Genomic DNA, 20,348 nt, shown 5'->3' with positions numbered 1-20,348 from the left:
CTTGTTAAATCGGGTAAATCGGGTTGCTGTTATTGGAACAGGCTTTGTTGGCTCAAGCTATGCTTTTGCCTTGTTAAATCAAGGAATTGCAGAAGAGCTTGTCTTAATCGATTTAAACGCACATAAGGCAGAAGGGGATGCAATGGATCTTAATCATGGGCTTCCATTTGCTCCTTCCTATACGAAAATTTGGTATGGTGACTATTCCGAATGTGGAAAAGCGGATATTGTCGTTATTACAGCCGGCGCGAATCAAAAGCCAGGTGAAACAAGGCTTGACCTAGTTGAAAAAAATACAAAAATCTTCAAGGGAATAGTGGAGCAGATATTGGCCAGCGGTTTTGATGGCATATTCTTGGTGGCAACCAATCCAGTTGACATCCTCACATATGCTGTTTGGAAGTTTTCCGGGTTTCCGAAAGAGAGAGTTATCGGTTCAGGGACTATTTTAGATACGGCGCGGTTTCGATTTTTACTTGGAGATTACTTCAATGTCGATACCCGAAATGTCCATGCCTACATTATTGGCGAGCATGGAGATACCGAACTTCCGGTATGGAGCAATGCCAATATAGCCGGTACGCCTATTACGGAATGGACAAAAAATCGGGAGGGATACAGCCGGGGTGACCTGAACCAAATTTTCTTGAACGTCCGTGATGCCGCCTATCATATCATTGAACGAAAAGGCGCCACTTATTATGGAATTGCAATGGGGCTCGTAAGGTTGACCAAGGCTTTGCTTGAAAATGAAAACTCTGTATTGACCGTGTCAGCCTATCTAAATGGTGAATATGGCCATGATGATATTTATATTGGGGTACCGGCCATTGTGAACCGCAATGGGATCAAGCAAATTGTCGAACTGGATTTAAATGACCAGGAGAAAGAAAAATTTGCCGGTTCTGTTCAAGTACTGAAAAACACAATGGAAACGGTTCTAAAGAAATATTAACCATTAAAAGAGTTGAATTCACTAGAATTCAACTCTTTTTGGCGTTTGTGGTGGGATAAAACCCGATCAACAATCACAAAATAGGGTTAGGAGGGATGAAGATGTCACGCATGTTAACATCTATTTTCATGATTGGCTCTATTGGCTATTTTGTTTTTCGCTATCGGTATCGATTGATGAATCTCTTGTTTTCATCCAGCTGGCTTCGACGAATTGCTGTCAGCTCAGTTATGAATATGCCAGGTGTAAAACAAAAATTAATGCAAACTGTATTTGGCGGACCATCTGCTAGGTGAAAACCACAGATGGTTTTTTTATATATGTCAAAATCGTTAATTCTTAGCCTCATCGCAGGTTTTCATTCATGTTCATTCGAACTTATCGTTTATAATAAAAACAAGACATCTTTTTGGAGAGCAGGGGAGAAATGAAAAATAGAGAAAATTTTATCTTCTGGCAGATAGCCTATTCACTAATATCTGAGCATGGTTACAGGCTAATACAGTTATTTGATAACCAAAAGGAATTATGGCTTGAGAAACTGGAAAATAAGCATGCTCCGATTGTCAGGCTAATGCTTGAAAATTTTGATTGGAGCAATGCGATGCAGCGAGATATAGAATTCTCGGCTGTAAATGGTGAAAGAATTCGCAAACAGTTGGGCAAAAGCGAGCTGCATCTGACAAACATTTATGTCAGCGAATTTCCACCAGTGGACGACTATGAATCCCGAATAACCCAACCATTCGTCCATCCTGAAGGGAATAAGACCGTTGTTAAAACACTTCTTCTGACAAATGGAAAAGCGGAGAGTGGTCTGCGAGCCATTTCCCAACAGCTGCTTGTTGATCTTCAATTTCCAATTAATGAGCAATATTCGGACCAGGAAGTCGAACTTGTTAAAAAATCGTCGATAGAACATTCGGTAAAAAAAGAGAAGGCAGAAAGAGAAATTCTTCGCGGCGGGAAACCCTTTTTTACCTATGTTTTTATCTTGATCCAATGTGCTGTTTTTTTCTGGATGGAGGTTAACGGCGGCAGTACGAACACATCCAACCTGATTAAATATGGAGCAAAGGTAAATCAATTAATATATCAAGGGGAATGGTGGCGTTTTATCACGCCGGTCTTTATTCATATCGGATTTTTGCACCTAGCCATGAATACCCTTTCTTTATATTATCTTGGTGGAGAGGTGGAGCGAATTTATGGCCGCTTCCGCTTCCTGATTATTTATTTATTTGCAGGGTTTGCTGGCGTGGTCGCGAGCTTCCTATTTAGCTCCACTTTATCTGCAGGAGCGAGCGGCGCTATTTTCGGCTGTTTTGGCGCATTGCTTTATTTTGGGGTTACCTATCCTAAATTGTTCATGAGAACAATGGGAATGAATCTTTTTGCGGTCTTGGCATTAAACCTGGTGTTTGGATTCTCGATGCCGGGTATTGATAATGCCGGCCATTTAGGCGGACTAGCTGGAGGGTTTCTCGCTGCAGGTCTTGTCCATTTTCCGAAGAAAGCCAAGCCGTTCATTCAAATCCTTTTCCTTGCAGCATCGGCAGTACTTGTCTGGGGGGCGATGACCTACGGGTTCAGCAATTCTAATAAGACGCTTGATGAGAGTTCAACTTTAGTACTGGCTCAGGATTATATCCAGCAAAATAATTATGATGACGCTTATGATACATTAAAGCATTATGAGCAGCAGGGCTCGGAAATATCCGAACGTACCTACTTCCTATTATCCTATGTGGAGATCAAAAAGGGTTTGCTCTCGGATGCCAAACCTCATCTGCTTAAAGCGATTGAGCTTAATCCTGATTTTCATGAAGCCTACTATAATCTGGCATTAATTTACTTGGAAGAAAATGATTTGCAAAAGGCGAAGGAGAATGCGGAACGGGCAGTAGAGTTAATGCCTGGAGAATCCCAGTATTCCAATTTGGTTAAGGAAATTAATCAATATCTGGGGTCTCAGGTTGAGGAATGACCATAGATAAAAATGTCTAATAATATTCTCTTGAGGACAAATATGGCATGGGGTATACTTTTAGGGAAAAGGGGCTCCAGAAATGAAAACAATTTACGACATTCAACAATTTTTAAAAAGGTTTGGAACGATTATTTATATCGGTGACCGTGTAGCCGATTTGGAATTAATGGAGGCGGAGGTAAAGGAACTGTTTCAAGCTCAGCTGATTGAACCAAGGGAATACCAAACAGCACTATTATTGCTAAGACATGAAATTCAACTTGAAAAAGAAAAAACAGACCATATGAGATAGGTGAGAAGAATGGCGAATCAATGGATTGCTGCAGTCGATTTAGGCGGGACTACAACGAAAATTGCGTTTATTTCAATGGATGGGGAAATTCTGCATAAATGGGAGATACCAACGGACAACTCTAATGCAGGGGAAAATATTACGGTTAATATCGGCAAATCAATTGATGAAAAACTAAATGAGCTTGGTCAATCGAAAGAAGTCCTTGTCGGGGTGGGGATGGGTGCTCCCGGTCCTGTAGACTATGAAACGGGCGTCATCCTAAATGCGGTTAACCTCGGCTGGAAGGATAACTTTCCTTTGCAGTCAAGTCTTGAGGATGCAACAAAGCTTCCGGCAGCTGTCGAAAATGATGCAAACTGTGCGGCATTGGGAGAAATGTGGAAAGGGGCCGGAAACGGTGCCAATGACCTGGTTTTTGTCACTTTGGGAACAGGGGTCGGCGGCGGGGTCGTCGCTAACGGAAACATTGTTCAAGGAGTAAATGGCGCTGCCGGGGAGATTGGCCATGCTACCGCGATTCCTATTGGCGGAGCACCTTGTAATTGCGGGAAAACGGGCTGCCTTGAAACAGTAGCGTCTGCTACGGGGATTGTCCGTTTAGCACTTGAAGAGCTTGCCAAGGGCGATGCAGAAGGTCAATTGGCCGATTTGTATGCCCGAAATCATAAAATAACGGCAAAGGACGTCTTTGATACTGCTAGAAACGGTGATACCCTCGCAAACAAGGTATTGCAGGAAGTGGCCTTCCATCTTGGCCTTGTATTAGCCAATGCCGGCAATACGCTTAACCCGGAAAAAATCGTTCTCGGCGGTGGTGTATCAAGGGCGGGAAGCATACTGCTGGATGCGGTCCAAGAAAACTTTGATAAATTTGCCTTCTCTGCCGTAAAAAATTCTACTAAACTGGCTCTGGCTACGCTGGGTAATGATGCAGGGGTGCTGGGGGCCGCTTGGCTGATTAAAAATAAAATAAGTTAAATTTTTCTGGAAGGAAGCCGTTTTTATACGGCTTTTTTTCAATTTTTGTTATAATATTGTAAATATTGAAACATTCTTATCATTTGTACGTACTAAATGATAGGGAACAAAAGCGGGAGGGGGGAGAAGGTACGATTGAATGTAAAATCTGCAAATAATCTTTTTTGGCTGATGATTATCATTGTTTTACCCCTTCTTTTAAGCGCTTGTACTGAGCCGGTACAGGAAAAGCCGAAAGCTCCAGTAAAAACAGAGAAAAACCGGCCGCCGAAATCCACTGTTTCAGAAAAAGAATGGAAGCTGCCCATCGCTGTTGCGGAAGGCGAATTTTATAAATCTGCAGGATGGCTGGCAGACAACGATATTCTTTATATCACTAATCTGGAGCAAACCTCGAGTTTATATCGATATCAACTATTCACCGGAAAAAGTGAATTGATCTATAAAAGTAATGCTCCAATCGTAAATGCACAAATAAGTTCATCAAAAGAATACATCTTGATTCATTCCTCCCCGTCTTCCTATGAGGGTATCGTTACAATCATTGATACAACGGGATCGGTACTGGCAAGCCAATCGATTGCTTCCTATGAGTTATTGTTTGATTGGAATCCCTATAATGATTCGGAGGTTCTCATTTCGAAGTTTAATGAGGATTGGAGTTTTGAAGTTCTGCTGCTTGACACCCAAAAAGCCACCATCAGTAAATTGTCTCTTCCACAGCCATTTGTCAAATGGACAGGGAACCATAAATATGGGTTCTTGAATTGGGATGACAACAATCCGAGCTTGTATGCACCTCTTATTGAAATGGAAATTGGGCAAGATGAAGGAAGTACGTTATTTCCGGCGATAATTCAATTTTCACCCTATCAAGACATACTATTGACCATTTCAGCAAATGCAACAGAAAATCCCCAGGCAACCTATGCTTTTTTTGATGGGGAAATGAAGGAAGTTTTCTCGTTTACCAGTCCGCTGCTATCGAGGTTCTCCGACTGGCTGATCCCGTTTTATGATTATTATGCCTCAGGAAGCCAATTTGCGGCATTAAAGCCAAAGATAAGCGGAGAGGCTGATGCCTATATGGACGGCTTTGACCTTGAATTTTATAATCTTAAAAAACATAGCAGCAAGGTGATCATGTCCGGTTTGGAAAATGAACCCATTCAATTTTCGCCATCAGGAGATGCTTTGCTTTATGGCAATCGCTTTGAAAAAATCATTGATGTGTCTAAAAGGAAAATACTTGATTTAATTAAAGAATGACTCTAAATGGGTCATTTTTTTTTGACAATAAAAAAAGACTGCCTAGGACAGTCTTTTTAGTGAGTTCCAGTTGGGTAACCTGAATTGACAACAGTTGCGATTGCGAATAATCCAAATACGACCAATGAGGCTAATCCCCAAAATGCGCCTAAAAGGTTTTTATTCTTGAACGCCGAAAAAGCGCCATATGCTGCCAGAAGGGCAACTAAAGCAAAAATGATAACCAATCCCATGAAAAGCTCCCCCTTTTTTCCGTGATAAGCAGGCACTAACCTGCACCAGATAGTTATGTAACAATATTATATACATTCGTTTCCTATTTTATATTTTTTTCAAGCGTTTGTCGAGGGCAAAAAAAAGACTATTGCATTTGCCTTTGGCAAGCTCGAGAAATCTTTCTAATAACATATATTTTAGTGTAAAATAGTGATATTGCATACGAGAATGTTGGAGGTATTAATATAATGAAATGGCAGCAGATCCCTTTGGGAAGCATCCAAACAAACTGTTATATTGTAGAAGACAAAGAAAAAAACTGCTTAATAGTGGACCCTGGCGGCGAGGCTAAAAAGCTAATTAACCTTCTAAACTCAAGAGGCATAAAGCCGTTGGCCGTGTTATTGACACATGCTCATTTTGACCATATCGGTGCTGTTGATGAGGTGCGCGATGCATATAAAGTTCCTGTTTATCTTCACAAGCAGGAAGAAAAATGGCTCGGCGACCCAATGCTAAACGGCTCACAGTTCTTTCCGGTCATCGAACCGATGAGAATTAATCCTGCCGATCACCTTCTTACTGCAGAAGGTCTGCTTAACATCGGCAATTTTGCATTTACTGTTTTTCATACTCCAGGTCATTCACCTGGAAGTGTTTCGTTTTATTTTGAGAGTGAAGGGTTTGTCATCTCGGGTGATGCCTTATTTCAAGGCAGTATCGGCAGGACAGACCTTCCCGGAGGCAATCAGTCGCAGCTATTAAAAAGCATCCATGATAAGCTTTTGACGCTGCCGGAAGATACATACGTATTATCTGGACACGGCATGGTAACGACGATCGGGGATGAAATGGACAGCAATCCGTTTTTGAATGGGTTTTAATACAGAGAAGTGTAACTCTAAAATTGAAAGGCCCTTCTCGATTTACGAGAAGGGCCTTTCTGGGGGATGTTTTATTCATTAATGGGAGGGATAAAAGTTTAAGCTACTAACTTAACAATATAGTAAAGTTTACACTGTGTCAATAATGTTAACCTGAAAAGGAGTTCATATGATTAATTATTTAAAAAGTCTTATTTCGAATTCGCCGGATCACCTAATCTCTTATGCGGATTTCATCAGCACTGCCCTTTATCATCCCGATTTTGGCTACTATATGAAGGAATCGCCAAAAATTGGCCGTCAGGGTGATTTTATTACGACCAGCAATATTTCAGATGTTTATGGGAGACTAATGGCAAAGTGGTTTTCTTCTATCTGTCAAAAATTGAAAATGCCCGCTAAATTTTATGAAATCGGAGCCGGAAATGGTCGGTTTGCGCATGCGTTTTTACAAGAATGGAGTAATTCTATCAATAACCCTTTAGATTATATTATTGTTGAAACAAGTCCCTACCATCGGAAGCTGCAAAGAGAATTGTTACTGTCCTATCCATCAGTCGTTCAGGTGGACAGCCTTGAAGAGCTTGGAAGCATAGCGGGTATGGTTTTCTCGAATGAACTGTTTGATGCCTTGCCGGTTCATGTCATAGAAAAGGAGCGTGGCCAGCTGTTTGAGGTGATGATTGGGATAAAAAATGACCAATTGATTGAGCAGAAGGTACCGCTCGCTAACGGGGAAATACTCCATTTTTTACAGGAGAGCAATCTGGAGCTGCAGGATAAGCAGCGAATTGAGGTACCAATCGCCATGAAGAAAATGATTGAAGAAATAGCTGGCCATGTTACCAGCGGGCTGATCGTGACCGCCGATTATGGCTATACGAATGAAGAATGGATGGACCCTAGAAGGAGAAACGGCAGCCTAAGGGGTTATTATCAACATAAGATGTTTGACAATGTGTTAGTCAATCCGGGCGAGATGGATATAACCACGCATATTCATTTGGACTATCTCATTCAAAAAGGCAGGGATGCCGGTCTGAAGTTGGTCACAAAGGTAAGGCAGGATGAGTTTCTGATAAAGGCGGGGATCCTGCAGGAATTGGAGAATCATTATGATCCTAATCCATTTTCTGAGGTAAGCAAACGAAACAGGGCGATTCGCAGTCTGATTATGCCTGGCGGATTGAGTTCGTATTTTCATATTGTCATCCAACAAAAAGGGCTAACCCTATTAACAACTGATTTATTCAAAGAGGAAAAATTTTAGTGCAAAAATAAAAACGCCGAATCATTTCGGCGTTTTTATTTCGTCAGTGTCCTCCGCCAAGCGGCATCATGAACGTAGTCCAATATGTAAAGCCTGCGAAGAATATAGTTAAATATGCCCCGAATACCCATAAATACATACGTTCAGATAATTTTAGATAGCTAAGCAGGACGAAGAATCCAGTTTGGGCCAAGAAAAGCATCGCTGTTTTATCCATATCGCCAAGATAGAACATAACAGTAAAAATACCCGTCCAGAATCCACATACTCTAAACATGCGATCCATATGTATCCCTCCTTTACCCCTCGATACCATCATTACAATATTATAAAGGAAAAGGAGGTTGAATGTAAATAATGGTTTCGATTTAGTTTGTGACAAGTGCCTGGTAAGAGCAAGTTTCACAACCAGAAATGATGTTATCTTTTTCAATTAATTCAACAGAATCGAATAGTGCTTCAAACATCCCTTTAAGAAATTCATGGTGCATGTTGCATACTGTCTCCATATGATCCTCCGCCACTTCCTTAAAAGGACAGTTGAAGATTTGGAAAAAGATTTTGGTTTGGTCGCCATTTGCTTCAAATACTGGATAAAAACCTGCAAGCGTGGCAGCATTTTTTAATATACTTACCTTTTCATTGAAATTCAATTCTTCCCCTATTGATCTCTTAGCAATTTCTTGCTCAATCACTTCGGAGCCAAACCGCTTGCCTGTTAAATACAGTGCTTCCCTGCCTACTTCACCCAAGGAAATCATCGTTTGCATTGCCACTTTTGATAAAAGCATATAATCGCGGAATGGGAAATGAAGTTGAATGACATCGTCAGATAGACGATATAATCTGCTTGGCCGTCCGCCTTTACCTGTTTTTTTTGTTTCAGAAATGAGCATGTTGACATCTTCAAGCTTGGATAAATGCAATCTGGCAACGTTTGGATGAATATCGAAATTCTCCGCCACCTCTTGTACTGTTACTTCTTTGTGACGTTTTGTGATGTATTGATAAATGTAGTATCTGGTTGGATCTGACAAAACATTTGTTATCTTTAATGTATGTTCCATCTCGGTTCACCTCGGACCCCCATAATTTATTCCCATTATAATACAGCAATAATAAAGTTGGAATGAGGTTTCTAACGTTTCCACTATATGTTTAGAAAATGTTCACAAAGCGGACGTTAGTTTGTAACAATATTAGAAAAAAGAGCCATTTTTCTGCAAATTTCGATTGAAAGATGATTTTTTTTACAAAAAATAATTTTTTATAAAAATAAAGAAGGAAAAAGAAGAATGATGTCGAATGATAGCAAGGACAAATAAAAAAGGTGGTGGTTCCGATTGTTAGTTCAATTGAACTTTTAGCTAACAGGATCATTTCGGATGCGGCCAGAAACCAGGCGACTGATATCCACATTATCCCGCGGAAAAATGACACACTTGTTCAAATCCGGTTAACGAACAAACTGATTCCACGATTATCCCTTCCAAAAGATGAATGCGACAGGCTTATTTCACACTTTAAATTTACAGCCAATATGGATATCGGGGAACGACGACGCCCGCAAAGCGGTGCCATTTTTTCTGAGGTCAATGGACAATTGATGGGCCTAAGGCTCTCGACCCTCCCATCGAACAATCACGAAAGCCTCGTCATCCGGCTTTTGCCTCAGCAGGAACAAATACCGTTTCACCAGCTCTCACTATTTCCTTCCATGACACGCAAACTATTAGCGCTTCTCAAGCATGCACACGGTTTAATAATATTTACCGGGCCGACTGGATCAGGCAAAACGACTACTTTGTATTCTCTCATCAATGAAACCGCGCATTTATTCCACCGCAATGTCATTACCTTAGAAGACCCAATTGAAAAAAATTACGATTCCGTGCTTCAGGTTCAAGTGAATGAGAAAGCCGGTGTAACCTATGCTGCCGGTTTAAAGGCGATTTTGCGGCATGACCCGGACATTATTATGGTAGGAGAAATCAGGGATGCAGAGACAGCGAGAATCGCGGTACGTGCTGCATTAACCGGCCATTTGGTTTTAAGCACTATGCACACACGTGATGCAAAAGGGGCGGTGTTCCGGCTTCATGAGTTTGGTGTAAATTGGTTGGAAGTTGAACAGACACTGATTGCCGTCACGGCGCAAAGATTGGTGGAACTGACCTGTCCGTTTTGCAAGGAAGAATGCCCGCCGCTGTGTTATTCCTACGGCCACTGGAAACGGGCGAGTGTGTTTGAGCTATTATCAGGGAGAAATCTAAACATGGCGATGAAGGCGGCAAAAGGTGAGAAGGTCAATACGAATTATCGGACGCTGGGACAGGTAATCAATATGGGAATTGCGCTCGGCTATATTCAGGAATCTGAGTATGACCGGCTGGTGTATGCCGATGAAACAACGTAAATGGACTGTCAGTGAACAAGCCAATTTCTTGCGAAGAATTGGCGAACTTTTGGCCAGGGGATACCCAATTGCGGCTGCAATTGAATCCATAGCATTACATTTGCCTGCAAATCGAAAGGAGGAGTTGTATGGATGTTTAACTGAATTAAAGAAAGGGTCGCCGTTTCATGACGCACTAGAAGGTTTGGGATTTAACAAAGATTTAATCGGTTATGTCTATTTTGCCGAACAGCACGGCAGCTTTGCAGAGGCATTGCTCGAGGGCAGCAGCCTTGCATTATTAAAGGATAAGGATTTACGAAAGCTGATCAAACTTCTTCAGTATCCGATGCTGCTTATTTTCATTACCGGCTTGTTGTTTGTATTTGTCGAGAATACGTTGTTGCCGAGGTTTACCGATTTATTTTCAACACTTGGTCTGGAGGCGAATTTTTTTACAAAGGTGGTTTATGCCTTTGATTATTATTTTCCTGTTTGTCTTGAGGCCGTGCTTGCTTTGCTTGTCATAACAGCAATTTACTATCTTTTCTTCTTTAAAAACTACTCCGCACTCAAACAGCGGACATTGCTCATTCGACTCCCTATTATCGGCAGAATCCTCAAATTGCTGTTTACCCACTATTTTTCCATTCAATTAAGTTTCCTATTATCCGGGGGAATATCCGTTTCCGAAGCATTAAAGCTATTTGAAAAAAATGAACGTCAGCCATTTTTCAGCCAACTTGGGCAGGAGATTAAATTAAAGCTTGTTTCCGGTGAAAAATTGGAAACAATCCTGTCCAGCTATGCTTTTTTCGAAAAGGAGTTTCCGATGATTATTAAACACGGCCAAGAAAATGGAAAATTGGAACAGGAATTACTTTTTTTCAGCAGGCACTGCGTGTCAACCATGGAAGAATTGGTTGAAAAGAGATTAAAGGCCATCCAGCCCATTCTGTATTTGGTTATCGGCATGTTGGTTGTTTCCATGTATTTGGCAATTTTATTGCCAATGTTCCATCTGTTAAATGGCATTTAAAAAATGGAGGTTATGAAGATGAATAAGAAAATTAATAAAGAAGCTGGTTTTACTCTCATAGAAATGATGATTGTTATGTTAGTTATATCGGTTTTATTAATCATAACGATACCAAATGTCGCCAAGTATAATTCCAATATCAATAAAAAGGGCTGCGATGCATATGTGAAAATGGTTCAAGCCCAGGTGCAAGCTTATCAGATGGAGAACAATAAAATACCAACTATGGAAGATTTAAAAACGAAAGATTATTTGGGCGAGAATGCGAAGGGATGTCCAAACGGCGATACGGTTGTAATTGATGGTAAGGGTAATGTTGCTTCCGTTCCAACAACTTCCCCATAATGAGTAACTTTCAAAAAGGATTTACCATGATTGAGTCCTTGGTGGTGCTGTCTATCTTCATGGTTCTTACCACTGCCACGGTCATTTCTTTAAAACCGCAGCACTCAGTGCTTAATGATGAGGCGTTTCTGACGCAATTAAAGGCAGATTTATTTTTTGCCCAAGCCTATGCCATCTCGCATCAGCAGGAGGTTTCTGTCGTGTTTTCTCCTTCAAATCATTCCTACTCCCTGTTGCTGCGATCTGGGCAGGATCATTTGCTTGACAGGTCATACTCGACTGATATTGAACTGATTGAAGGGACCATCACCTTATATTTTAAATATTTGCATGACGGAACGGTCAACAAATTCGGAACCTTTCTGATTATTTCCCGGGATAAGACCTACATGATGACAATCCTGATTGGAAAAGGGCGTTTTTATGTTACGGAACAATAAGGGATACTTTATGCTAGATCTCCTCCTGTCGCTATCGGCTTTGTTTCTCATTTTTCTGTATTTGACTCCGTTATTGATTAACCTCAGGGAGCAGTCGGTCCGTCTTGAAATTGAAAAAACAGCACGGCAGATCATGTTTGAAGAATTGCAGGCAAAATTGCTTAATATTACTAATCCAATCAATTATGGAATCACGAAAAATGGCGTTGAGTACCAAATTTATTGGCGGGAATATACCAGTATGATGGAGGTGTGCGTGAAGGTTGAGGAGACTTCGCTGCATTCTAAAACAGAAGTGTGCGGTCAAATCGAATGAAACGGGATTTACATTGATTGAAGTGCTGCTGGCCCTTTCGATGTTGTCAATAATCGTTTTCTTTATGGGACCCATTTTTCAGATCATCCTTCAAAACCAAGCTTCCCAAAAAGCGTTGCAGGCGATGGAGTGGGAAGTATTTTGCATGCAAATAAAAAAAGAAATCCGCTTGTCCTCCAAAGCGGAGGTCGTTTCTGGCCGTTTGATTTTAACTAAAGATGGTGAGACGGTCTATTATGAAAAATACGGTTCGTATTTAAGAAGGCGGGTAAACTCATTGGGGCATGAAATACTCATTCAGAACGTCTCCAATTACTCGTTTACGAAAATGCCCAACAGAATCCTGGTTACGGTAACCGACCTAAAGGGCAAGAATTATTCTGTGACTGCATACTCACTGGTTGATTGGGGGGATGGGCTGTGAGTGAACATGGTTTCACCTATCCCTTAACATTGTGTTTGCTTTTATTATTTCTGTTATTCTTTTCAATCCAAACGGAAAGATTGCTATCCGAAAGGAAGCTTGCACATGAAACCGCAATAGTCATGCAGGAAGAGTATTACTTTTTGGCGTCTGTAAAAAAACTTGAAGAAACGTTCCAAACAAATGGGAGCCTCCCCGTCAAGGGGACCTACACCTATAAAAAGGGATGGATGGATTTTCAAACCGAAGCACCATCCGGCTACACCCAAAGGGTGACGTTTACGTTAAGCCTGAACACTGGTGAAAAGGTAACCGGCAGGGGTCTTTTTGATACAAGAACGAAGAAGTTGATGAAATGGACTGTTTTTTAGTCGTTTGTTATTTGTAAAAATGGGCATACTTGTAATGTAATTTGGGAGGCGGTGTGCTGCATGAAAACAAATGACTATGTTAAATACATGACTCAGACCATTGTTAAATATGCCGATCAGCCAAGAGATGAGCGTAAACGGCTGCGCCAGGAGAGAAAAGAGGCAAAAGCTTCTTTCTGGTATCGCTGGTTTGGCATTCTGCCCTATATTGTTTATTCAGAATTAAAAAGAATCCGTAGAAAAAATGGTGCATAATATTAAACCCCCAAAATCAGAAAGCGATGATTTTGGGGGTTTTTATCTGATTAAACTGCTCTAGCGGTTAGATAAAATAAGCCGCCATTAATAAAGGAAATATTGATTTTTGGCTCATATTGCTCCTTTAACGCTTGCTGCTCAATTTCGTAGCTTTCCTTTGTTTCTTCGTTAACATCCTCATAAAAATGATTTAACAGCTCTAAATCCTTTTCCCAGCGCTCCCTGGCTTCATCTGCCCATGAATGGTCGTCCATTTCGATTGCCGATTTTAAATAACTTTCAATCCTGAGCATCCCGCTTTTTGGTTTTATTAAAGGTGACAAAGTAAAGGAATAGTCGGGAATTTTAGGTGTCAACGGCACTCTCATTAGCCGATCATGAAAATCCTCGACCATTTGTCCATTAATTAACTGGAGGCCGATTGACTTAAAAATATCGCGCTTGCGGTCACATTGGTATGATATTTTTACGTTCATGCACAGCCAAGGCAGGAGCGGCGTCTGCCGGTTCGCGTTGGGATGGTTTTCATACAGCCTGATGTAGCGTGACAGATTCTTGGTTGATTCAAAAATTTGATGGAGTCTTGGCGACCCAAAATGGATCGTTTCCCCCCTTAACTTTTCAGGTGCGCCTTCCTTATCGGTAATCAGGGTCAACTGCATAGGGTTGGGAATGCCGCCGGTTTTTTCTAGGTAGTGCCAGTAAAACGGCCGATTCATCAATTCCTTATCCATTTCGATCGTTAACTGAACCGTTAGGTAGGCCGGATGATTTTCAACAATGGGGCAATCATTTGCCTGAAAATAGTTTAACAGAAAGTTACGAATTTCCTGCTGCTGCATGGGCTTCTCCTTTCTTCATGGATTCGGCAAACTCGATCATCGATGATAAATTCTCCATCTTGATCCGCATTTCCCCCTCCGAGCTGGAACCGCTGAAAATATCGATTAAGTGATCCTCGATATTTCCGAATTCCAGTTTGGTCAAGATATCGTCTAGTTCGCCGATTACCTTCTCGAACAAATCAATTTTTTCATATAAAAGCTTTAAGATATGTTCCTCCACGGTATTTTTTATGGCGAAATTGTAGATCATCACATCTTTTTCCTGGCCGAGACGGTGAATCCGGCCGATTCGCTGCTCCAACCGCATTGGGTTCCACGGCAAATCAAAGTTAATAATATGGTTGCAGAATTGGAGGTTGATCCCTTCACCGCCAGCTTCTGTCGCAATCAATACCTGGGCATGCTTTTGGAACAATTCGCGCATCCAGTCCTTTTTCCCGCGCTTAAACCCGCCACGGAACGGAACAGATGAAATGCCGTGTTGTTTCAAGTACCATTGCAGGTACAATTGGGTTGCCCGATATTCAGTAAAAATAATCACCTTATCATTTATCGTTTGGATTAATTCAAGCGCCTTTTCCGCTTTTGAATTTTTCTGGACCGCTTCTACTTTTTTAATTAAAGATTCGATTTGCTGTTGATAGGCCTGAGTTGGATTTTCCTTTTTCAGGAGCATGTTTTTTAACGTATAGAAAACGGCCTCGCGACTTGAACAGGCTTCCCGCTGCAGTGTCATCACCGAGAAACTGCTGGTCTGAAGCCAGTCGCCTTCATTTTTTAATTCTGTAACTGAGTCGTATAACTCCCGCTCAGATGGGCTAAATTCAATCGGGATCGTTTCGACGTGACGTTTCGTCCATTCAATTCCCGTATCGGCCCTGCGGTTGCGAATCATCACTTTGTTTACAATCTCCTTTAGGTGCTCATCGTCATTTAACGAGCGCGAATCGCGTTTATATTTTTCATAAAACGCTGTTTCACTCCCTAAATGTCCTGGCTTTAACAGGGACACAAGATTGAAAATCTCTTCAATTCGATTTTGGATGGGTGTCGCTGTCAGCAATAAACAAAATTTCTTTTTTAGGTTTTGGACAAATTCATAGTTTTTCGTTTTATTATTTTTCAATTTATGGGCCTCATCGATAATGATCAGGTCGTAATTCTGCTGGTAGATAATGTCACGGTGCGGGTTTCGCTTCGCTGTATCGATGGATGAAACGACAACGTCACACTGATCCCATACATAGCTTTTCCGCTGGGTAATCGCCGGAATATAAAATTTATTATTTAGCTCTTGTGCCCATTGGGTTACCAATGAAGCAGGAACGAGAATTAATACCTTCTTGACTAATCCGCGAATCATATATTCTTTTAAAATTAACCCTGCCTCAATTGTTTTTCCCAGTCCAACTTCATCGGCCAATATCGCTTTCCCATTCATATTTTCAATTACCTGTTTGGCGGTTTCTAGCTGATGTGGAAGCGGTGTTAGGTTTGGCAGATGTTTCGGTGCCTGGAGTCCCTCAAATTCAGGAATGATCAGATGCCTTTCGATATCGATCGCCAGCTTGAAGAGCTCCCAATTTCCCCATGGGCCGTCGTGGTCAATTTTTTGCAAAAAATCATCCTGCCAGGAAGAATCGAATTCTATTTCAACATTCATATGTTTCAACTCCTTATTCTGCAATAGCTTATGCGAATGCGCTTTCATTTTGTATTTTGTTATTGCCCAGAATGTTAGTTTAATGGTAGGATGATAATAGCTTTGAAAGTTTAAAATATTTTAAATAAGAGTATCTATTTTTTAAGTATAATTAGTATGACCATAATGGAAAATTTTATTATGATGCGAATGATAACAAGGGGAGAGACTACTATGTAGCGCCGAAGGAGCAAGCAGAGAATGTGAATCTCTCAGGCAAAAGAACTCTTGTTGGACGCAGCTCTGGAGAGTGCCGTTGTATCCGGCCACCAAAGGGGACAGCCATTTTAGGTAAACTTTCAGGTGCAAGGACAGAGACCTTCTTTTATGATAAAGGGGGTTTTCTGTCCTTTTTTATTGTACCAATTGATTTTATGAGTTTTATCTTTTTAAGAACGAATGAACATGTAGCTGAAGAAGGGGGATTGAAAATGACGGAATTAAAACGCACTCCACTGTTTAACGTCTATAAGGAATATGGGGGAAAAACAATTGATTTTGGCGGCTGGGAGCTTCCTGTGCAATTTTCCGGCATCAAGGATGAGCATGAAGCAGTCCGCACGAAGGCAGGTTTGTTTGATGTCTCTCACATGGGGGAAATTGAGGTAAAAGGTGCCGACAGCCTGAACTATCTGCAAAAAATGATGACCAATGACATTTCAAAGGTCAAAAACGGCGCTGCCCAGTATACGGCGATGTGCTATGAAAACGGCGGTACGATTGATGACCTGCTTGTCTACAAAATCGAAGACAATCATTACCTGCTAGTGGTCAATGCCTCCAATATTGAAAAAGATTATAACTGGCTTGAAACGCATCTTGAAGGGGATGTCACCATCGAAAATCTGTCGGAAAAAACGGCCCAAATCGCCATTCAAGGGCCACTTGCCGAGAAGGTTTTACAAACGCTGACAGAAACGGACTTAAGTCAAATCGGCTTCTTCAAATTCCAGCAGGAAGTCAATATAGATGGAAAAAAGGCATTGGTATCAAGAACAGGCTATACCGGAGAGGACGGCTTCGAGGTTTACTGCGCTGCCGATGATGTCGCAGACCTGTGGAAAGTTATTCTTGATGCAGGAAAAGAAGACGGCGTTATTCCATGCGGCCTAGGTGCCAGGGACACACTTCGGTTCGAAGCGACATTAGCCCTTTACGGACAAGAACTGTCACCAGAAATTTCTCCGCTCGAAGCCGGAATTGGCTTTGCGGTGAAATTAAATAAAGAGGCAGATTTTATCGGAAAAGAAGCATTAGTCAAGCAAAAGGAAACCGGTCTTGCCCGTAAAATTGTCGGAATTGAAATGCTAGACCGCGGCATTCCACGTCATGGATATCCGGTATTCAAAGGTGAGCAGAAAATTGGCGAGGTGACCACAGGTACACAATCGCCTACCCTAAAGAAAAATATTGGTCTTGCCCTGATTTCTTCAGAATACACAGCCGTAGATTCCGAAGTCGAAGTTGAAGTTCGCGGCAAACGTTTAAAAGCGAAAGTGGTTCCAACGCCTTTTTATAAAAGAGAAAAGAAATAGCTGAAGGGAGTAAGGTACATGAAACATCGCTATTTACCAATGACTGAACAAGACAAGAACGCAATGCTTGAGGCAATTGGTGTTTCCTCCGTTGATGAGCTTTTCAACGACATCCCTGAAAAGGTTCGTTTTAAGGGTGATTACAACATAAAACCGGCAAAGTCAGAAACAGCCCTCATGAAAGAACTTTTTCAAATGGCCGGAAAAAACGCTGATTTAAGAACGAATGTGTCATTTTTGGGTGCCGGAGTTTATGACCACTATATGCCCGTAATTGTCGATCACGTGATTTCAAGGTCCGAGTTCTATACAGCGTATACGCCTTATCAGCCTGAAATTTCCCAAGGCGAGCTGCAGGCCATTTTTGAATTCCAAACAATGATTTGTGAATTGACAGGAATGGATGTTGCCAATTCTTCGATGTATGATGGCGGAACAGCCCTAGCCGAGGCAGCGATGCTAAGTGCCGGGCATACAAAACGCAAAACGATCCTGGTTTCGGGTGCGGTTCACCCTGAATCACGCGAAGTGCTAAAGACCTATGCAAAGGGTCAATACCTTGAAGTGATTGAGGTTCCTGTAAAAGACGGTATTACAGATGTGGCGGCGTTAAAAGGATTAATTAATGATGATATCGCTGCTGTCGTTGTACAATATCCAAACTTCTTCGGAAGAATTGAGCCTTTAAAGGAACTGGAAGAAATTATTCATGAACATAAATCGTTGTTTGTCGTATCGAGCAATCCGCTTTCACTCGGCATTTTAACCCCGCCTGGTAAATTTGGTGCTGACATCGTTGTGGGTGATGCACAGCCATTCGGAATCCCTACCGCGTTTGGCGGTCCGCACTGCGGCTATTTTGCAGTAACAACGAAGCTAATGCGCAAAGTTCCGGGACGTCTTGTCGGCCAAACAACGGATGACCAAGGACGTCGTGGTTTCGTGTTAACCCTGCAGGCTCGTGAACAACATATTCGCCGTGATAAGGCTACTTCCAATATTTGCTCGAATCAGGCGTTGAATGCACTTGCTGCTTCTGTTGCGATGACAGCCCTTGGCAAAAAAGGTGTTCGGGAAATCGCAGCTGCCAACCTGCAAAAAGCACATTATGCCAAATCAGCCTTAAAAGCTGCAGGCTTTGAGGTGGCGTATGACGGCTATACCTTTAATGAATTTGTGGTGAAATTAAATAAACCGGTTAAAGAGATTAATCAACAGCTGTTGCAAAAAGGAATTATCGGCGGCTATGATTTGGGCCGTGACTACCCTGAACTTGCGAACCATATGCTATTGGCTGTTACCGAGCAAAGAACGAAGGAAGAGATTGATACTTTAGTGAAAGAATTGGGGGATCTGCATGCATAATCAAGACCAGAAGCTGATTTTCGAAGTTAGTACACCAGGTCGCGTCGGATACAGCCTTCCGGAAATGGATGTTCCGGAGCTGGATGTAAACGGGCTTCTTCCTGAGGGGTATTTACGTGAAGAAGAGCCATTGCTCCCAGAGGTTTCCGAGTTGGATATCATGCGCCACTATACGGCTCTCTCAAGAAGAAATCACGGAGTAGATTCAGGATTTTATCCTTTAGGCTCTTGTACGATGAAATACAATCCAAAAATCAATGAAAATGTTGCCCGGTATAACGGATTTGCCCATATCCACCCGCTCCAGGACGAAAGCTCCGTACAAGGTGCGCTCGGGCTGTTATACGATTTGCAGCAGCATCTGATTGAGATAACCGGTATGGATGAGGTTACCCTTCAGCCGGCTGCAGGCGCCCATGGGGAATGGACTGGATTAATGATGATCCGTGCCTACCATGAAGCAAACGGCGACTTGAAACGAACAAAGGTCATCGTTCCTGACTCTGCACACGGGACAAACCCTGCCTCGGCAACAGTCGCAGGTCTTGAAACCATTACTGTAAAATCAAATGAAAGTGGACTTGTTGATCTAGACGATTTAAGAAGAGTCGTTGGCGACGACACGGCAGCTTTGATGCTGACCAATCCAAATACGCTCGGTTTGTTTGAAGAGCATATAGTCGAGATTGCTGAAATTGTCCACGAGGCTGGCGGAAAGGTTTATTATGACGGTGCAAACCTAAACGCAGTTCTTTCCAAGGCAAGACCTGGAGATATGGGCTTTGACGTCGTGCACTTGAATCTTCATAAAACATTTACCGGCCCGCATGGCGGCGGCGGTCCTGGCTCTGGCCCTGTCGGCGTGAAGGAGGATCTGATTCCGTACCTGCCAAAACCGGTGATTACGAAACGCGGTGACGAATATGTGCTTGATTATGACCGTCCGCAGTCGATTGGCCGCGTGAAGCCTTATTACGGAAACTTCGGCATCAATGTCCGTGCGTATACGTATATTCGCTCCATGGGCCCTGACGGCTTGAAGGCTGTAACCGAATATGCAGTATTAAATGCCAACTACATGATGAGAAGGCTGGCTGAGCATTATGATCTGCCATTTGACCGTCACTGTAAGCATGAGTTTGTTTTAAGCGGAAGACGCCAAAAGAAGTTAGGCGTGCGCACGCTCGATATCGCCAAGCGCCTGCTTGATTTCGGCTACCATCCGCCAACCATTTACTTCCCGTTAAACGTAGAAGAGTGCATCATGATTGAACCGACTGAAACGGAATCGAAAGAAACACTTGATGGTTTCATCGATATCATGATCCAAATTGCTAAAGAAGCGGAAGAAAATCCGGAAATCGTTCAAGAGGCTCCATACACAACTATTGTCGGCCGTCTGGATGAAACAACGGCTGCCCGCAAACCGATTTTGCGCTATCAAAAAGCATAATAT

The 20,348-nt window shown here is 42.1% G+C and carries 24 protein-coding genes and 2 riboswitches; of the genes, 19 read left to right on the top strand and 5 right to left on the bottom strand.

What is annotated here, in order from left to right:
• The first annotated feature begins 1 nt into the window (after position 1).
• From M3234_RS09985 to M3234_RS09960, 6 genes are all read left to right on the top strand, one after another.
• The gene (locus M3234_RS09985; RefSeq protein WP_262304584.1) at positions 2 to 955 is read left to right on the top strand and encodes an L-lactate dehydrogenase; all 954 of its coding nucleotides are present in this window, start codon (positions 2 to 4) and stop codon (positions 953 to 955) included.
• A gap of 101 nt (positions 956 to 1,056) precedes the next feature.
• The gene (locus M3234_RS09980) at positions 1,057 to 1,251 is read left to right on the top strand and encodes a hypothetical protein (protein WP_262304583.1); all 195 of its coding nucleotides are present in this window, start codon (positions 1,057 to 1,059) and stop codon (positions 1,249 to 1,251) included.
• Positions 1,252 to 1,382: 131 nt separating this feature from the next.
• Positions 1,383 to 2,942 carry a rhomboid family intramembrane serine protease gene (locus tag M3234_RS09975; RefSeq protein WP_262304582.1) on the top strand — a complete coding sequence of 520 codons (1,560 nt, stop codon included), beginning with the start codon at positions 1,383 to 1,385 and terminating at the stop codon, positions 2,940 to 2,942.
• An 82-nt stretch (positions 2,943 to 3,024) separates the two neighbouring features.
• Positions 3,025 to 3,237 (top strand): YqgQ family protein, encoded by a 213-nt coding sequence (locus tag M3234_RS09970; protein ID WP_066312220.1) that lies wholly within the window; start codon positions 3,025 to 3,027, stop codon positions 3,235 to 3,237.
• 9 nt (positions 3,238 to 3,246) lie between these two features.
• Positions 3,247 to 4,218: an ROK family glucokinase gene (locus tag M3234_RS09965; protein ID WP_262304581.1), complete on the top strand. Its 972-nt coding sequence runs from the start codon at positions 3,247 to 3,249 to the stop codon at positions 4,216 to 4,218.
• Between the two features lie 135 nt (positions 4,219 to 4,353).
• Entirely contained in the window at positions 4,354 to 5,487 is a 1,134-nt protein-coding gene (locus M3234_RS09960) for a YqgU-like beta propeller domain-containing protein (RefSeq protein WP_262304580.1), read from the top strand.
• Between the two features lie 56 nt (positions 5,488 to 5,543).
• Here M3234_RS09960 and M3234_RS09955 read toward each other — a convergent pair whose 3' ends face one another.
• Positions 5,544 to 5,720, bottom strand: coding sequence for a DUF2759 domain-containing protein (locus tag M3234_RS09955; protein WP_262304579.1), 177 nt, complete (start codon positions 5,718 to 5,720; stop codon positions 5,544 to 5,546).
• Between the two features lie 231 nt (positions 5,721 to 5,951).
• Here M3234_RS09955 and M3234_RS09950 point away from each other — a divergent pair, with 231 nt between their 5' ends.
• Positions 5,952 to 6,587, top strand: a complete 636-nt coding sequence (locus tag M3234_RS09950) for an MBL fold metallo-hydrolase (protein WP_262304578.1) — start codon at positions 5,952 to 5,954, stop codon at positions 6,585 to 6,587.
• A 169-nt stretch (positions 6,588 to 6,756) separates the two neighbouring features.
• Complete coding sequence (locus M3234_RS09945) at positions 6,757 to 7,857, top strand: class I SAM-dependent methyltransferase (protein ID WP_262304577.1); 1,101 nt, start codon at positions 6,757 to 6,759, stop codon at positions 7,855 to 7,857.
• A 43-nt stretch (positions 7,858 to 7,900) separates the two neighbouring features.
• Here M3234_RS09945 and M3234_RS09940 read toward each other — a convergent pair whose 3' ends face one another.
• Positions 7,901 to 8,143 carry a DUF2626 domain-containing protein gene (locus M3234_RS09940; RefSeq protein WP_066312245.1) on the bottom strand — a complete coding sequence of 81 codons (243 nt, stop codon included), beginning with the start codon at positions 8,141 to 8,143 and terminating at the stop codon, positions 7,901 to 7,903.
• A gap of 82 nt (positions 8,144 to 8,225) precedes the next feature.
• Complete coding sequence (locus M3234_RS09935; protein WP_262304576.1) at positions 8,226 to 8,924, bottom strand: helix-turn-helix transcriptional regulator; 699 nt, start codon at positions 8,922 to 8,924, stop codon at positions 8,226 to 8,228.
• Between the two features lie 263 nt (positions 8,925 to 9,187).
• Between M3234_RS09935 and comGA the strand changes: the two genes are divergently transcribed.
• From comGA to M3234_RS09895, 8 genes are read left to right on the top strand one after another with little or no spacing between them, the layout of a single operon-like run.
• Positions 9,188 to 10,273, top strand: coding sequence for a competence type IV pilus ATPase ComGA (gene comGA, locus M3234_RS09930; protein WP_262304575.1), 1,086 nt, complete (start codon positions 9,188 to 9,190; stop codon positions 10,271 to 10,273).
• Positions 10,260 to 11,291 carry a competence type IV pilus assembly protein ComGB gene (gene comGB / locus M3234_RS09925; protein WP_262304574.1) on the top strand — a complete coding sequence of 344 codons (1,032 nt, stop codon included), beginning with the start codon at positions 10,260 to 10,262 and terminating at the stop codon, positions 11,289 to 11,291. The genes comGA and comGB overlap by 14 nt, the downstream gene beginning before the upstream one ends.
• Positions 11,292 to 11,309: 18 nt before the next feature.
• Positions 11,310 to 11,636, top strand: coding sequence for a competence type IV pilus major pilin ComGC (comGC, locus tag M3234_RS09920; protein ID WP_396953941.1), 327 nt, complete (start codon positions 11,310 to 11,312; stop codon positions 11,634 to 11,636).
• Entirely contained in the window at positions 11,636 to 12,076 is a 441-nt protein-coding gene (comGD, locus tag M3234_RS09915; RefSeq protein WP_285858369.1) for a competence type IV pilus minor pilin ComGD, read from the top strand. Before comGC ends, comGD begins: the two co-directional genes overlap by 1 nt.
• On the top strand, positions 12,060 to 12,392 hold the full coding sequence (locus M3234_RS09910; RefSeq protein WP_262304781.1) for a hypothetical protein: 333 nt from the start codon (positions 12,060 to 12,062) through the stop codon (positions 12,390 to 12,392). The genes comGD and M3234_RS09910 overlap by 17 nt, the downstream gene beginning before the upstream one ends.
• Entirely contained in the window at positions 12,340 to 12,816 is a 477-nt protein-coding gene (comGF, locus tag M3234_RS09905) for a competence type IV pilus minor pilin ComGF (protein ID WP_262304572.1), read from the top strand. Before M3234_RS09910 ends, comGF begins: the two co-directional genes overlap by 53 nt.
• The gene (gene comGG, locus M3234_RS09900) at positions 12,813 to 13,187 is read left to right on the top strand and encodes a competence type IV pilus minor pilin ComGG (RefSeq protein ID WP_262304571.1); all 375 of its coding nucleotides are present in this window, start codon (positions 12,813 to 12,815) and stop codon (positions 13,185 to 13,187) included. The genes comGF and comGG overlap by 4 nt, the downstream gene beginning before the upstream one ends.
• Before the next feature lie 60 nt (positions 13,188 to 13,247).
• Entirely contained in the window at positions 13,248 to 13,442 is a 195-nt protein-coding gene (locus M3234_RS09895; RefSeq protein ID WP_066312276.1) for a YqzE family protein, read from the top strand.
• A gap of 50 nt (positions 13,443 to 13,492) precedes the next feature.
• On the opposite strand, the gene M3234_RS09890 is transcribed toward M3234_RS09895, so the two are convergent.
• The gene (locus tag M3234_RS09890) at positions 13,493 to 14,287 is read right to left on the bottom strand and encodes a YqhG family protein (RefSeq protein WP_262304570.1); all 795 of its coding nucleotides are present in this window, start codon (positions 14,285 to 14,287) and stop codon (positions 13,493 to 13,495) included.
• A complete protein-coding gene (locus tag M3234_RS09885; RefSeq protein ID WP_262304569.1) occupies positions 14,265 to 15,953 on the bottom strand; it encodes a DEAD/DEAH box helicase in 1,689 nt (562 codons plus the stop codon). The genes M3234_RS09890 and M3234_RS09885 overlap by 23 nt, the downstream gene beginning before the upstream one ends.
• A 189-nt stretch (positions 15,954 to 16,142) precedes the next feature.
• Positions 16,143 to 16,230: riboswitch (glycine riboswitch) on the top strand.
• A 3-nt stretch (positions 16,231 to 16,233) separates the two neighbouring features.
• A riboswitch (glycine riboswitch) is annotated at positions 16,234 to 16,309 on the top strand.
• 114 nt (positions 16,310 to 16,423) lie between these two features.
• Between M3234_RS09885 and gcvT the strand changes: the two genes are divergently transcribed.
• From gcvT to gcvPB, 3 genes are read left to right on the top strand one after another with little or no spacing between them, the layout of a single operon-like run.
• On the top strand, positions 16,424 to 17,527 hold the full coding sequence (gene gcvT / locus M3234_RS09880) for a glycine cleavage system aminomethyltransferase GcvT (protein ID WP_262304568.1): 1,104 nt from the start codon (positions 16,424 to 16,426) through the stop codon (positions 17,525 to 17,527).
• A gap of 18 nt (positions 17,528 to 17,545) precedes the next feature.
• Positions 17,546 to 18,892 (top strand): aminomethyl-transferring glycine dehydrogenase subunit GcvPA, encoded by a 1,347-nt coding sequence (gcvPA, locus tag M3234_RS09875; protein ID WP_262304567.1) that lies wholly within the window; start codon positions 17,546 to 17,548, stop codon positions 18,890 to 18,892.
• Positions 18,885 to 20,345 (top strand): aminomethyl-transferring glycine dehydrogenase subunit GcvPB, encoded by a 1,461-nt coding sequence (gcvPB, locus tag M3234_RS09870; protein ID WP_262304566.1) that lies wholly within the window; start codon positions 18,885 to 18,887, stop codon positions 20,343 to 20,345. The genes gcvPA and gcvPB overlap by 8 nt, the downstream gene beginning before the upstream one ends.
• The last annotated feature ends 3 nt before the right edge of the window (positions 20,346 to 20,348 follow it).

This window comes from Neobacillus niacini, assembly GCF_023715785.1.
In the GTDB taxonomy this organism is placed as follows: domain Bacteria; phylum Bacillota; class Bacilli; order Bacillales; family Cytobacillaceae; genus Neobacillus; species Neobacillus niacini_E.
Note: the sequence above shows the minus strand (reverse complement) of the source record. Positions and strands in the feature narration are given on the sequence as shown.

Coding starts and splice junctions, on each gene's coding strand:
- M3234_RS09910 (WP_262304781.1), top strand. CDS start 12,060: ATGTTACGGAACAATAAGGGATACTTTATGCTAGATCTCCTCCTGTCG.
- M3234_RS09980 (WP_262304583.1), top strand. CDS start 1,057: ATGTCACGCATGTTAACATCTATTTTCATGATTGGCTCTATTGGCTAT.
- gcvT (WP_262304568.1), top strand. CDS start 16,424: ATGACGGAATTAAAACGCACTCCACTGTTTAACGTCTATAAGGAATAT.
- M3234_RS09890 (WP_262304570.1), bottom strand. CDS start 14,287: ATGCAGCAGCAGGAAATTCGTAACTTTCTGTTAAACTATTTTCAGGCA.
- M3234_RS09955 (WP_262304579.1), bottom strand. CDS start 5,720: ATGGGATTGGTTATCATTTTTGCTTTAGTTGCCCTTCTGGCAGCATAT.
- M3234_RS09950 (WP_262304578.1), top strand. CDS start 5,952: ATGAAATGGCAGCAGATCCCTTTGGGAAGCATCCAAACAAACTGTTAT.
- comGD (WP_285858369.1), top strand. CDS start 11,636: ATGAGTAACTTTCAAAAAGGATTTACCATGATTGAGTCCTTGGTGGTG.
- gcvPB (WP_262304566.1), top strand. CDS start 18,885: ATGCATAATCAAGACCAGAAGCTGATTTTCGAAGTTAGTACACCAGGT.
- M3234_RS09975 (WP_262304582.1), top strand. CDS start 1,383: ATGAAAAATAGAGAAAATTTTATCTTCTGGCAGATAGCCTATTCACTA.
- comGC (WP_396953941.1), top strand. CDS start 11,310: ATGAATAAGAAAATTAATAAAGAAGCTGGTTTTACTCTCATAGAAATG.
- comGB (WP_262304574.1), top strand. CDS start 10,260: ATGAAACAACGTAAATGGACTGTCAGTGAACAAGCCAATTTCTTGCGA.
- M3234_RS09940 (WP_066312245.1), bottom strand. CDS start 8,143: ATGGATCGCATGTTTAGAGTATGTGGATTCTGGACGGGTATTTTTACT.
- M3234_RS09935 (WP_262304576.1), bottom strand. CDS start 8,924: ATGGAACATACATTAAAGATAACAAATGTTTTGTCAGATCCAACCAGA.
- M3234_RS09895 (WP_066312276.1), top strand. CDS start 13,248: ATGAAAACAAATGACTATGTTAAATACATGACTCAGACCATTGTTAAA.
- M3234_RS09965 (WP_262304581.1), top strand. CDS start 3,247: ATGGCGAATCAATGGATTGCTGCAGTCGATTTAGGCGGGACTACAACG.
- M3234_RS09945 (WP_262304577.1), top strand. CDS start 6,757: ATGATTAATTATTTAAAAAGTCTTATTTCGAATTCGCCGGATCACCTA.
- M3234_RS09885 (WP_262304569.1), bottom strand. CDS start 15,953: ATGAATGTTGAAATAGAATTCGATTCTTCCTGGCAGGATGATTTTTTG.
- gcvPA (WP_262304567.1), top strand. CDS start 17,546: ATGAAACATCGCTATTTACCAATGACTGAACAAGACAAGAACGCAATG.
- M3234_RS09970 (WP_066312220.1), top strand. CDS start 3,025: ATGAAAACAATTTACGACATTCAACAATTTTTAAAAAGGTTTGGAACG.